This window comes from Pseudoalteromonas sp. MMG005, from assembly GCF_018101015.1.
Taxonomy (GTDB): Bacteria; Pseudomonadota; Gammaproteobacteria; order Enterobacterales; family Alteromonadaceae; genus Pseudoalteromonas; species Pseudoalteromonas aurantia.
Genome location: NZ_JAGJEK010000030.1, coordinates 1 through 14069 on the forward strand (window position 1 = coordinate 1; position 14069 = coordinate 14069).

At 42.2% G+C, this 14069-nt stretch carries 10 protein-coding genes and 1 pseudogene; 3 read left to right on the top strand and 8 right to left on the bottom strand.

Annotated elements, in window-relative coordinates; all coding sequences use genetic code 11:
* Window positions 1-92 precede the first annotated feature (92 nt).
* A pseudogene (locus tag J8M01_RS24030) lies at window positions 93-275 on the top strand (IS30 family transposase); the annotation flags it as partial.
* A gap of 45 nt (window positions 276-320) precedes the next feature.
* On the opposite strand, the gene J8M01_RS20880 reads toward J8M01_RS24030, so the two are convergent.
* Together J8M01_RS20880 and J8M01_RS20885 are read right to left on the bottom strand one after the other, a co-directional pair.
* Complete coding sequence (locus tag J8M01_RS20880) at window positions 321-1076, bottom strand: hypothetical protein (protein WP_211059216.1); 756 nt, start codon at window positions 1074-1076, stop codon at window positions 321-323.
* A 364-nt stretch (window positions 1077-1440) separates the two neighbouring features.
* Window positions 1441-1845 (bottom strand): transposase, encoded by a 405-nt coding sequence (locus J8M01_RS20885; RefSeq protein ID WP_211059245.1) that lies wholly within the window; start codon window positions 1843-1845, stop codon window positions 1441-1443.
* A gap of 215 nt (window positions 1846-2060) precedes the next feature.
* Here J8M01_RS20885 and J8M01_RS20890 point away from each other — a divergent pair, with 215 nt between their 5' ends.
* On the top strand, window positions 2061-3155 hold the full coding sequence (locus J8M01_RS20890) for a 2-aminoethylphosphonate--pyruvate transaminase (RefSeq protein WP_211059217.1): 1095 nt from the start codon (window positions 2061-2063) through the stop codon (window positions 3153-3155).
* A gap of 132 nt (window positions 3156-3287) precedes the next feature.
* On the opposite strand, the gene J8M01_RS20895 is transcribed toward J8M01_RS20890, so the two are convergent.
* From J8M01_RS20895 to recR, 6 genes are all read right to left on the bottom strand, one after another.
* Window positions 3288-3980, bottom strand: coding sequence for a UTRA domain-containing protein (locus J8M01_RS20895; protein WP_192507928.1), 693 nt, complete (start codon window positions 3978-3980; stop codon window positions 3288-3290).
* Window positions 3981-4106: 126 nt separating this feature from the next.
* Entirely contained in the window at window positions 4107-5513 is a 1407-nt protein-coding gene (locus J8M01_RS20900) for an FAD-dependent oxidoreductase (RefSeq protein ID WP_211059218.1), read from the bottom strand.
* The gene (gene phnX / locus J8M01_RS20905) at window positions 5513-6322 is read right to left on the bottom strand and encodes a phosphonoacetaldehyde hydrolase (protein WP_211059219.1); all 810 of its coding nucleotides are present in this window, start codon (window positions 6320-6322) and stop codon (window positions 5513-5515) included. The genes J8M01_RS20900 and phnX overlap by 1 nt, the downstream gene beginning before the upstream one ends.
* A gap of 11 nt (window positions 6323-6333) precedes the next feature.
* The gene (locus tag J8M01_RS20910; RefSeq protein WP_211059220.1) at window positions 6334-7665 is read right to left on the bottom strand and encodes a DUF5690 family protein; all 1332 of its coding nucleotides are present in this window, start codon (window positions 7663-7665) and stop codon (window positions 6334-6336) included.
* A gap of 59 nt (window positions 7666-7724) precedes the next feature.
* Complete coding sequence (locus tag J8M01_RS20915) at window positions 7725-10526, bottom strand: TonB-dependent receptor (RefSeq protein WP_211059221.1); 2802 nt, start codon at window positions 10524-10526, stop codon at window positions 7725-7727.
* A 462-nt stretch (window positions 10527-10988) separates the two neighbouring features.
* Window positions 10989-11591 carry a recombination mediator RecR gene (gene recR, locus J8M01_RS20920; RefSeq protein WP_211059222.1) on the bottom strand — a complete coding sequence of 201 codons (603 nt, stop codon included), beginning with the start codon at window positions 11589-11591 and terminating at the stop codon, window positions 10989-10991.
* A 369-nt stretch (window positions 11592-11960) separates the two neighbouring features.
* On the opposite strand from recR, the gene J8M01_RS20925 reads away from it, so the two are divergent.
* Entirely contained in the window at window positions 11961-14063 is a 2103-nt protein-coding gene (locus J8M01_RS20925; RefSeq protein WP_211059223.1) for a TonB-dependent siderophore receptor, read from the top strand.
* Window positions 14064-14069: the final 6 nt, after the last annotated feature.

A 14069-nucleotide genomic window follows, 5' to 3' on the forward strand; every position in this document is an offset into this window, starting at 1 on the left:
GAGGGAATTGTCTATCTTTTAAGCTGAATCTAAAAGATAGATGATGAATGAAAAACAATCAATTTTGAATGGGTGTCAGTTTAAATTTGATTTGGCAGCGCGGGACAAATGAAAATACAAATGGGTTGATACGTCGATATTTCCCCAAAAAAACAGATTTTTCGACTATAACTGATAATGAACTACAAGAAGTAGTATACAAAATTAACAGTCGCCCAAGAAAGATTTTAGATTATCAGACGCCTGAGGAAGTCTTTTCACTTGATAGTTTATAATGGTGCACTTGCATGTTGAATTCGGGGTTTAAATTAGTTTTACATTTAGTCCGCATTTATAGCTGCCGCTATAATAGAGAGAGCTTGTTCAGGTAGAGGCTTCAATTCACCCCTTACCCATAAGTCATCATCCCGTTTATCGGAATGGTTTTCAGAGTCAGTCCAGCGATTACTTTTGGTGCCCATATCAGATACAGAAACCTCAAACCAACCTTCTTTATACTCATTGCTAAATTTTCTTGATTCGACCCAGCCATAAACGTTAATCAAATATGGTTCATCAAACTTTATATCAATGCTCAGCCAATAAGGTGACTCTTTTTCCGTATTAAATGATTCTTGAAATACTATCGAGCATTTTTGAATTTTTACTAACTCATCGGTAGATCGAATGAAATACCAAACTAAGTCTAACAGCTCCAAGCAACGTTCAATATCTGGTGGAGTAGCATCATTATGCTCAATGTCATTACGTACAGCCATTAATGTTTTCAGCATAAATGGACGTACAATATTTAATGTTGCCAGATATTCCAAATAGCCTTTAGGAGAAGTGGGCAAAGCAAAATTTTTAAGTGAATAGATATATTCAATTAGTTTTAGCCTTTGATTCATAGCCCTTTTTAACCAACCGATAGAGTCCGACCGATCAAATTCAGAGGGGTTATCACGTTCAAGGCAACTACGCGCATGATTCCAGATATCAACTGCTCGCTTAACTTCATCTTTAGAGGTGATGTGCCCTCCTTGATCATAGAGTTCACAGTTGAAACAGGATGGACTGATCCATATTTTTTTCATATTACTCTGAGCTTCGATAAATGTATAACTATTTAGTATTTATGCAGCACGTTGTTTGTGCTGCATAATCGCTTGTTGGACTGAGCCGCTACCTGCTCGGTGTGTCAGAGTTGGTGTCATTTATGCTGCGGGAATTTGCTATTTGCTTTTAGTGGCTTAACTTGTCTTACGCCTATTTTATCGGCTTGTCTATCGCGCTTAAGCCATTCCTGCATTACTCAGTGCGTTTTATCCTGCCATTAGAGCCAATTTTCGCCGATTTATCAATTATATTTTCACTGTACACACTTTTCTAGCCCGAACACTTAAGCAGTGTTAACACGTTGATTTAATTCAGCAAGCTCTGCTGCTAACTCGTTCGTGCTCATTTCATGGTCTCTTCACTTGAATTAACCCTTTCGTTAAATCGTAAGACCCCGATTTTTAATACTTCACAAGGCCAGTGTGAAGGTGGTGACGCGGCCTCTGCCTTTTTCTTCTTCACTTTACATAGATTGGGCTCTTGCCCCTTTATCAACGCCAACGTTCGCTTGCAACATGCATTGGCTAAAAAACCATAGTGGCGAATTCGCATAAATCCTTTGGGTAACACATGCTGTAAATAGCGCCGTAAGAACTCTTTACAACTCAGTGTCATTACTTTTTCACTGTGTTTATCTGCGTAATCTCGATATTTAAAGCACACGCTTTGTTCATTCACCGACACCAGTCTCAATTCTGGTATTAATCCCTTACGGGTATACCGTGCTATATAACTTACTAATTTAATAGAACACGCATCGTTAACTCCTTACCAAAAATAAAATGGTCAGCCATTTGCTAAATGATATTATGAAGCAAGACATTGAGTTACGGCTTAATGTACTTCCCGACCACTGCCACCAGCCTCCTATACAAATCACTTAGACTGTCATAATTCCATCATCAAAAAGTCATGTTTTATATGCTTTAATTATTGGTATAGACCAGATAGAGATTAAAAAAATGGACAAGAATTACCTATTACTCACACCCGGCCCGTTAACAACATCAGCGACAGTCAAACAAGCCATGCTTAAAGATTGGTGTACATGGGATGAAGAGTACAATGTGGGTATCGTACAAAAAATTCGATCCGAATTGTGTCAACTTGCAAGTACCTCTGATCAATTTACAGCCACGTTAATGCAAGGCAGTGGTACGGCTTCTGTTGAAGCGGCACTGGGCACATTTATTAATAAAAACGCCACAGTATTAGTCATTAATAATGGCGCTTATGGCGCGCGTATTAAACAAATTGCGGAATATCTCTCTATTAACCTAATCGCATTAGATTATTCAGAAACGCACTACCCAGACATATCACAAATTAAAAATACACTAGAAAATCACCCGCATATCACGCATATTGTGATGGTGCACTGCGAAACAACCACAGGTATGCTCAACCCCTTAGAAGAAGTGGCTGCACTTGCGAAAGAGTTCAACAAAGTGATGATATTAGATGCCATGAGTAGCTTTGGCGGCATACCCATTGATATGCACAAATTGCACATTGATGTATTAATTAGCTCGTCGAATAAGTGTATTCAGGGCGTGCCTGGGTTTGGCTTTGTGATCAGTAAAAAATCACTCATCGCACAATGTAAAGGCAATGCACGTTCACTCTCTCTTGATTTATTTGATCAATGGGAAACCATGGAAAAGCACAATGGCAAATGGCGCTTTACCTCTCCAACCCATGTCGTCAGAGCATTTGACCAAGCTTTAACAGAATTGCATGACGAGGGCGGTGTGGCGGCCAGACACAAGCGATATACCGCTAACCAATCGTTGTTGGTCAGTGGTATGAAAGAGCTGGGCTTTACGCCTCTTTTACCCCAGCAATTACACTCGCCCATTATCACCACTTTTTTATCCCCTGAGGCTGAACACTACGATTTTAAACGCTTTTATCTCACATTAAAGTCGCTCGGTTATGTGATTTACCCAGGCAAGGTATCAGATTCAGATTGCTTTAGAATCGGCAATATCGGCGAAGTATACCAAAGTGATATTGAAGGCTTATTACAGGCAATCAGTGAAGCCAAAGATTGGTAAGCACGACTCAATATCAGTTGACTGACTTTAAATAAGCAATCACGAATATGCGTGCCATTGGCTAGTTTCAGTACTCGCGAATGGCACCGTACAGATCCGTTTAAGACCTATTTTCCACAAAAATAAGTAGGGCTACTTGCCTTCAATGATCATTTCGATGGCATCGTGCAACCAAAACTCAATATTATAATCAACGAGTGCTTGGTGTTCATCATATCGCGCACGTTGTACTTTTAAACACGGGGCGCCACTGTTCTTTTCAAGTAACTCTGCGGCACGATCCGGTAACACCGTCACACTGATTTCACATTTTTCGTGAGATACATTCACTTGATAGCTGTGCTCCATTACTTGGGTTATAGAGCCATTGAGTGGCTGTTGCTCTAACCCCTCAAACCTATCTGCGAGGCAATATATCTCTTCAATCAATATTCCTCTGCCATCTAAATATCGCGCACGAGTTAACTTATATACTGGTTTACTGTCAAAATAGTCATGCGAAACCTGATGCGTATTTGATGGGCTCTGAATTTCAATCACTTCAGTGGAGGGTACAAAACCTTGCTTTTGTGCTAACGCGTTGAAATTCACTTTTCGAGCTGGGTGCCACTTTAATTTATCTGGCGTTACAAACCAACCGCGACGCTTTTGACTGAAGATAACCCCTTCCGATTCTAACCGCGCGAGTGCTTCACGGACTGTTATTCTCGTCGAATTAAATTGCTCTTGGAGCGCCCGTTCAGATGACAGCTTTGAACCTGCCTGTAAACGGCCTTCAGCCACCAAACTCTGAATATGATTTCTAATAACTTGATATAAAAGCATAGTTAAATTTTATCAAAAACTTTGCTAATAGCTTACTGCAATTTTATGACAAAAAAAGGCGTTATTCATAATATGCACCAGCTCATCGTACTGATGCACTATTAATGCGCTAAAAAAGGGCCTTATTCATGATGTTGCTTTTAAATTTGGGTCTACTTTGGCTGCTGAGCCACTGAGTTTACTTAAGTGCACATCCCACAATTTTGGAAGATGGCCACGGTCTTCTGCATATTCTTTTCGCCTTATCGCATTTCGGACGACATACGCTCCGCATGTTCGCACCGGCTCTATTGGAAACTGTGACAGTGTTTGGTTTACAAGTGCACAACGCTGCCACTTATCGTGTTTATTCAGCATTAAACTAGACAGTATTTTTCCGCCTAAATAACTTTGCACAACCCCATTACCAGAATAGCCACTACCATAAAATACATTAGTTTGACGTGGTAAATAGCCAAAAAAAGGCAGCCCAGTCACACTTCTATCTGAGGGACCGGTCCAACTTCGTTCTATTTCTAGGCCACTATTTTTAAAAAAGTGTTGCCAGTAGTGCTGCATAATATCCAGATACTGACTTGGCTGATCAAATCGTTTCGTCACCTTATTAGCAAAACTAAAGTAGTTTCCCCCTTTTCCGAGCATCAAACGCCCTGTTGAAGTGCTACGGTAATAATTCACGAAAATACGGTTATCTATAATGGGGGCACCATGCGCTAACGACATGCTGGCCAAACGCTCAGGGTCTGGTTTACTGATCACCATGTCACTTGACACTAACACCACCGCACGCTTAAATTCGCTCATTAAGCGAGGCAGCCAAGCATTAACAGAAAACAAAAGCTTGTTTGCCCTAACAACGCCCCCTGAAGTGGTAATTTGAATTGTTTCGCCCGCTTGATAACCAAGGTACCGTGTATTTTCAAACACCTTTACACCTAGCTTTTTCGCAACACGTAATAAGCCTCTGACTAATTTAGCGGGTTGCACACTGCCTGCATTTGGTGAGTAAATCGCAGACAAATTCGCTGGCGAACCGGTTTTTGCTAGGTTACTTTCTTCTACAGCCTGCCAAGCATTCAAGTGATGCGTGTCTAACAAAGATAAAATCGGTGCAAATCCGCTCTTTTGTGCTGCATTTGATGCCGTGTAATACGTGCCATCTATGCGACAATCACACGCAATACCATATTGCTCAGTAAATGTTTTAATATCATGTACGGCTTGTTCTGATGACTTAACTAAAAACGCCGCTTGTTCAATCTCCATGTGTTTAATTAAGCTGGCAAATTTGGTTGACCAAGTTAGCATGGCACCACCATTACGACCTGATGCCCCTTGTCCACATAAGTCTTTTTCAATGATCACAACATCCAGTTCAGGCTGTGATTGCTTTAAGTTAATCGCAGTCCAAAGTCCGGTAAAACCGCCGCCAATGATACAGATATTGGTGTCTATATTTTGCCTCAGGGGCAAAGCTGAGCGTATGTCAGCCTCGTTTATTGCTTCATCAAACCAAAAAGGAGTAAACAGCATTAAGGGCGTTCTCCGCGTGCCAATCTTGCCTCAATCTCATTAAGTACCGGCACAATATCGGCAAGTGAATCAATAACAAAGTGCGCGCCTGCACTAGACTGTTGCTGATAAGCTTCGTGTGTCAATAACGCTTGTTTATCTGCATCACAGGCTTGCCACTCTTGTTCGCTTAGTCCTATCGCATTGCCCGTAACAGCTATGCCTACTGTCCACATACCTGCGTTTAATCCTTCGGTGATACCATGCACTGAGTCATCCACTTTAACGCAATTTGCTACTTTAGAAATTCCAAGACGTTGCACGTTTTCTAGCGCCATCCAAGGGCCAGGCCGGGAGCCCGCCACGCATTCATCACTGGCCACCACACAATCAGGCTTATAGCCGTGCGCCTGTGCAGCAGGTACGAGTACATCCATTACAGGCTTTGGATAGCCTGAGCAACTGCCTATTTTGACGTTATCTGCTTGTAACTTATTAATTACCGCAAGTACCCCTTCTATAGGTGCTGCCCGTTCCGCCACTTTATCTTGCTGAAGCGGCATAAAAGTTTGGTAAATATGATCAACATCTTGCTGAGATGGCAAACGGCCAAATTGTTGTTGCCAGCGCTGTGCAATTGTTAGGGTATTCAAAAGTGTATTAATATGGTCCCATTTACCTAACCCCATTGGCGCACGCGCTTCTTCAAGACTAATGTCAAAATCAAAGCCCTTTTTAAACGCTTCCACAAAAATACGCGTCGGTGCAATTGATCCATAGTCAACCACGGTGCCAGCCCAATCTAAAATGAGCGCTTCAATATTTTTCATCTTTTTTCCTATTAAGTTGCCGACATAACAGGCTTAACTATGTTGCCTGCTTTCGCGGAAGTTAGTTTTAAACTGAAGTAAATCAAAGAGCTGACTACCAAGATACTGGCTATAATTGCCACCCAGTAGCAGGCTTGAATAAGAAATTGTAACCAACTCAGATCTGGCGATGAGAAGGTTTTGTAAAGTAAAATACCCACTGATCCGATGTAACCTGCGGAGTCTGCCAAATATAATAAAAACCCTGCATTTGCCGTAGAGCCTACCGCGGAAATCATCCGGTCAAATAAGAAGCAGTTATAAGGAATGTAGCTAATGTAAAGGCCCGCGCCTAATATCACCATCCAGGCTTTGGCACTGATTAGGTTGGCTTCAAAAGCCCATGTGCAGCTCGCTAAAGTAACAGTACCTAGCAATATAACGCCATGATTTACGAAAAAAGCGGTGCGATTGTTTTTAATCAATACCAACGCCGCCAGTGCAATCAAAACAATCAGCGCGATCCGTATACCCGCATAAGCAAATATGGCCGGTTCCTGCCCATACCCTAAAGCCTGCCATATTTCTGCAGAAAAATTATCACGGAAATCCCTAAACCCTGTGAAAAGTAAAAAGCTCAAAATCAGCACTGTGATCCCAAACCAATAGCGTTTAAAAAACGCCCAACGCTGTGCACCGTTCATGGGTAAACGCTGCTGTCTAGCCGCTTCATCTTCAGATGTTGGAGGGGGAATACTGTTTAAACACATCACCGACAATACCAATAACGGCAAAAAAATAGCACCCGTTGCGGCTGGCATCCAAAGCTCAGATACATCCAATGCAATGATCAGCCATTGTCCGACGGTTCTCACAAGCCCAGATGCCAATATAAACGTCACACTTAATACCGCCCCCAGTAACTCAGCGGTTTTGCGCCCCTCTAAATAACTAAACACTAAACCCCAGATCATGCCTAAGGCTAAGCCATTAAAAAATAACCACACGATGTTGAAAGGTACCGGTGTAAGCGCGAATAAAATAAGCGCACACTCCGCTCCCAATATCATCAATAGAATGGTTTTTGCGCGCTTTGCTCTTTGCATTTCGGCAATAAATTTAACGCCGATAAACTTTGCAATTAAGTAGCCAAAAACTTGCGATAAAATGAGTGCCACTTTAAAGCTAATAGCCCAATGTCCTTGGTCAAAATCAGTATAACTATTGACCGAGAAAGGCTTTCGAAATGCATACATGCAAAAATAAGTCATAAACGCGCTAGACGCTGCAAATAACACAAATGCGGCACCTTGCGCTGGCTTAAGCCAGTTCGGCGTGCGCTGCCAAACAGTTAAAGAATACATAATCAACCTTAAATAACAGCAAGGTATTCAGCAACACCTTGCATCACTGCCTTTACAACCTAAAACTGATAGTTAATACCAATCATGCCGCGCATACCGTAATACTCCACTTGTAGTGGTCGGCCTTTTTCGCCCATATAGTATTCCAGTGCTTCATTGGTTAAGTTATTCAGTTCAAGGTAAATTAAGGTTTGCTCATTGATTTGATAAGACGTCGTAAAATCAACACTGGTATTTGCCCCGTAATAGCTGTCACTTTGCGACGATTTACCATGCTCCTCTATGTAGGCCCCTTTATGATTTAGCGCAATTCTGGCCGCGAACTCGGTATCATCATAGTACAGGGTAAAGTTATACAACTCGCTTGCTTGGCGCGGAATATGAACCTTATCATCACGTGTTGGAATACGCATTTGCGAGTCCATAAACGTGGCATTCGTCATAACCCCAAAGTTTTCAAGTGACGCAGAAATAAAGCCAAGATCACGGTTAAAGGCTAATTCAAAACCAGCAAGCCAAGCACGCTCACCATTTTCAGGGCGGACAATATTAATGCCATCTCGACCGTTATAGTTACCAGTAGAACGTTTCTCAAAAATAGGATCTTGAATATCTTTGTAAAAAGCGCCTACTGACACAAGGCCAACACGGTCAAAGTAATGTTCAACCATGACATCTAAGTTATTTGAATAGGTCGGATTTAGCGCTGGGTTACCTGAGTCAAGTTTGTTGTCGGCTTCAAGATACGTTGCCCCTGGCGTTAAAGAGCCAAAATCTGGTCTGGCAAAACTACGCGTTAATGCCAATCGATAATTGGTTGTGTCTGTCGCGTGATACGTTAAATGCAGTGCAGGTAGCACCGACCAATAATCATTACTTTGTGTTGTGGCAACCGTTCTCTTTTCATCTGATAAATAGGTATGCCCCGACACAGTGGTGTCGGTTTTGGTTAAACGCAGGCCAGCTAATACTTCTAACTTAGGATTAACTTGATACGTTGCCATCCCGTAAATTGAGGTATGCTGTTCTTCAATATCAAAGTTTCTGCCTAGTGCACCACCGTTACTGATCAATGCTGACTCGTCTTCATTAAGGCGAAACTTACTGCGGTTTTTATTCCAAAATGCCATCGTTGCTTCTGTCGTGGCCACTTGAGAAAACTGCGCTTGATAATTAAAGTGCGTGTCAGATAAAAAGTCATGTCGACCGGGCTGATCACTCAGTGCAAAATCTGCCAATGTTGGCGCTGCGCCATACTCATCGGTGTTCCATTCGTAAAACTCATCAGCAAAGTCAGCATGACGTACTTTGTCACGATATTTAACGCCGAATTTGTAGCTAAGCTCGGGTGCTATGCTCCATTCAAAGTCTAAATTAGCAACCACACGGTCTTTCTCATTAACGTAAACTTTATACAACTCAACCCAAGACAGTCCAGCTTGCGTGGGGTCCATATTAAAACCGACTGGAAAGTGGTTACTGATCCCATTCCAAGCGTCCGTGCCACCATCAATTAAGTTATATGCGTATTTTTTACCATTGCTCGCTTCTTTTAAACCGGTATAACCCACCTGCTTTTGGTCGAAACGCATCACAAAATAGCTATTATCTTGGCCGTTTGGTTTATCGCCATAACGAAATTCATTTTCATACGTCGCAAGCTGCCAGTTGATGGTTTTATCAAAGCCAATATCATGCTCACCCGCAAACTCAAAGCCATGCATTTGAGTGATCAACTCGTTGCGAATATGCTGGAGTTCGGCTCTGTCTTTATCGAACCTTAAGCGATGTTTATAGTGGGTTTCATCATCAATCAAAGTACCGTACAAAGCACTCGCACTGATACTGCCATTGTCTAAATCATACTCCATAGAACCATTGAGCCCGTAAGTTTCACGTGTGCCGGTATAATCTCTGAGCTCTAAGCGATAAATGCCAAAGTCCTCGCTTTCACCTCGACGGCGAGGCTCATAATTGTCTGTTGCCCAATCTCGTTTCCAAGCCGTCGCATTAACAATAAACCCTAACTTATCGTCCATTAAACGATCGCCATATACCACATTTGCTGAGTAGTTATTACCACCAGCGAGTTCATTTTGACCGACTGCGAAGTTGGTTTGTAGTAAAAACTCATCCGCTGATTTTTTGGTTATAAAGTTAACACTGCCCCCAATTGCATCTCCTTCCATATCTGGCGTTATTGCTTTAGACACTTCTACAAACTCAATAAGCTCACTCGGAAAGAAATCGAATGCGGTGGCACGACTGGTGGTCTCTTCTTCTGCGGTTGGCAATCGATTACCGTTAATACTTGCTGAGCTCCACTGTGATGGTAACCCCCTCACTGCAACAAAACGCCCTTCGCCTTGGTCACGCTCAATAGACACACCAGGAATTCGCTGAACGGCTTCAGCGGCATTTCTATCGGGGAGTTTACCAATACCATCTGCGGCAATAACACTGATGATATTAGAGGCATTTCTTTGATTATTCGCCGCAGCCATTTCACCGCGAAATATCTGGCCAACACTAACAACTTCCTCTATCTCTTGCTGAGTATTTAACACAATGGGCGCAACTGTGGTCACTTTCCCTTCAACCACCGTGACATTCATCTGTGAATTCTCATAACCAAAATAGTTAACCACGAGTGTATACTCACCGGATGCCAGTTTCGGTAATTCAAAACGACCTCTATAGTCGGTGACTGCAGTAACACGGGTGTTTTTAATCGATATGGATGCACCTGACAGGTTCCCCTGAAAGTCCTTTACGGTACCGACAAGTTTGCCACTCGATGCATACACGCCCGAACTGGTAGCGAGGAAAATAGCAGCAGCGATCTGAGTTAGTTTTTTCATTGCTTTCATCTCTAATGTTGGGTTTTATTTCTGGTCTAGTCCAGATTTATTAAAGAGATGGTAGTATTGATTGTTTACAAATTCATGACGGTTTAATTAAACGTTTATGGAGCTATGATTTAAATGGATGGCCCATTAAAGGAAATGACATGCTATACCGCTAAAAATATGTAACTGAGAACTTAACGTTAGCATCCGCCTGATAGCCATTTGCAATTAGTCACCCATTTAAATACGGGTAACTTAAAGGCGTATCGCACGATAAAATAAATTTTTGACGAGACTTCGTCAATTGAGGAAATGATGCGTGTAATGCTACTGAAACGCCATAATAGAAAAACCGGCTAAGAACACAATTAATTATACGAGATAATTAATTTACAATAGCCTTATAGCCGCCAGTAAAATGTTGGGCAAGCCATAAGGCAATCAATATGCCACACAGTGATGTGTACCCGCCCCTCAACGAATACTACGTCGACCTGAAAAAGCATGCATCAGCGTCATACCATCCACCAAGTCGAGTTCACCCCCAACCGGCATACCATGGGCTATTCTCGATGCATCTACCCCATGCTTTTGACATAGCTCAGCGATATAATGCGCCGTTGCTTCACCTTCAACGGTGGGGTTTGTCGCTAAAATGACTTCGTCTATATTGCCTTTTGACAATTTATCAGCCAACAAATCCAAACCGATTTCTGCAGGACCTATACCGTCCAGCGGAGATAAATGTCCCATTAATACAAAGTAAAGACCTTGATATTGCCCTGTTTGCTCTATTGCTAAAACATCTGTAGGTGACTCAACAATACATAACAATCGGCTATCTTGACGCTTGACGCTTAAACAAATATCACAATGAGGAGTTTCTGAAAACGTACGACAAGACTCACAATGCCCGATAACTTGCATGGCCTTCAATAAACTATCGCCGAGTTGAGTTCCCCCTGAACGGTCTCGTTCAAGTAAATGAAACGCGATTCTTTGTGCTGATTTAGGACCTATACCTGGTAAACAGCGCAATGCTTCTATTAATGCGGTAAGTGAGGGTGATAATTGCATATTAAAGTTAACTTAAAATGAGAGAATTAAAATAGGTAACAACATCACCATAACAGAGAGTGAGTCAATCAATAGCCAACCTATTTTATTGGATTAATCAATGATATCAGAAAATCAATATTGATGGCACTAGCGAGTATAGACAATCCCCCCCACATTCCTTAACTCAAAAATCGCTATTTTAATCATAATTTAGACGCGAACATTCCAGTTGTAATGAAAACTATTTCCAATTACCTCTTCCCAAAACAAATTAAAACTTGCTAGTATTGAGATGTTATAACGTTTGATCGAAAATCGAGCTGGCATCTTCACAAATAAGACGCCTTAAAATACGGAAAATACATACATAAGTAGTTGGAACTAAAAATGAAAAGGTCTTTGATTGCGGCCAGCACCTTGGTCGGTTTAATAAGCTCGGATAGCTTAGCATCTCAAGAAATAGAAAAAGTAGAAGTGATAGGCACGCGCGCGCCTTTATATAGTACTCGCGATATTAATGCGTCAGCCCTCGGCTCTAAAGACACACAGCTATTACCCATCTCCATACAATCATTTTCAGAAGCACTTATCGCGAACCAAAGAGCGAAAACATTAGGGGAAATACTGGCAAATGACGCATCGGTACAGAATACCTCTATTGGCACCGTATTTGATTTTGTCAGCCTACGCGGTTTTCAACTTGATTGGACCAACGGGCTTAGGCGTGATGGTTTAGCGTTAGCGCCCTATCAAGATGTACCACTTGAAAATATCCAACGCATTGATGTGATTAAGGGGCCATCTAGCCTTGTTTCTGGATTTAATAACCCTGGTGGCACCATTAATTATGTCACCAAGCGCCCTACTCAAGCGCGTTTCTTCGATGTCACAATTGAGCTAAAAAATCGAGCCAGTAAATTTTTACACCTTGATTTTGGTGGCCCACTCTCAAACAACAAAGACATGGGCTATCGTTTCAACGCCGCGTTTGAAAAAAATGGCGACTTTACTGGCGGTGACGACCTAAAACGGACTTTTGTCAGTGCTGCTTTTGACTGGCAATTATCTGATCAGTTGTTTCTCAGACTAGACAGTGACTTTCAAGACAAAAAAACCGTCTCACAACCCCTTATTGGGTTATCTACTGACCCGAGTACTGGCAAAACCATTTTGCCACCCTACGTAGATACCAGCGAGACACTCCTTGGGCAGCCATGGGCTTTGTATGAAACTCAAACCTTTAATAGTGCCCTACGCGCGGATTTTTGGTTCAATGACCAATGGCAATGGGTGAATCAAGTTGCTTATTCAAGTAATGATAGATTTACCATTTTTCCTGACATTTATAGCGTCAATCAAGCTGGAGATGTTTTATCATCCGCAATACATGTTACCCCTGATGAGGAATATCAGACAGTGTCTGCCCACACCTTTGTTAAAGGTGCATTTCAGACTAAGGGAATTGAACATGAACTGGTTATTGGCCTCAGCGCCAGAGAATATCAATCTAAAGACGGCCGTTGGTTTGAACTCACCAATCCTGTTGGCAATATATTCAACCCAACCTACACTGAAAAACCGAACTATCCCGACTATCCCGATGCGAACGTAACCGACACCAGTGAAAGTTCGTTTTTTATCACCAATACCCTGCACTTCAATGACGTTTTCTATACCACGCTTGGGTTACGTCACATACAGTATGATAAGACACAACGCGCACCGAATAGCGCACGGGTGACATTAGATGATCGCAGCTTTAACACGCCAATGTTGGGGATTAACTATAACCCCAGTGACACACTCGCATTTTATCTCAGCTATTCAGAAGGCGCTGGAGAAGGAGCTGTTGCTGTTATTGGCAGTGGCGCTATCAACGAGGGGGAGTCATTAGGTCCACAAGAAAGTGAACAAATTGAAGCGGGGATTAAATACCAACATGCGGGTATAAATTATACCGCAGCGCTATTTCAAGTAGAGAAAATGCTCGAGTATCATAACCGCAATACTAACTACTTCGTACAAGATGGGGTCCAATCACACCAAGGGTTAGAACTCAACCTCAGCGGTGAAATAAACGCTCACCTGTCTACCGTTACCTCGGTGACTTTTATGAACCCAACGCTTGATGAATTAGGGGGAGACAACACCATCAATGGCAATAGACCGGCCAATGTTCCTAAATTTCAAGCAAATACCTTCGTAGATTACACCATTCCAAGCTATCAATCACTCAGCATGAATGCAGGTATTTTTCATGTCGGTGAGCGCGAGCAAAATGTGTCAAATACACTCACTCTCCCTGCGTATACCCGCGTTGATTTGGGGCTCAAATACCAGCTATCTGCGCTTAATGCCACTGTAAGACTCAGGGTTGAAAACGTTTTTGATAAACAATACTGGTTATCTGGTGGTGCAAAGGGCATTGACTGGGGCGTATCTCCTGGTCGAGGCAGATTAATTAGCGCTTCAACAACGTTTAGTTTTTAGGGAATA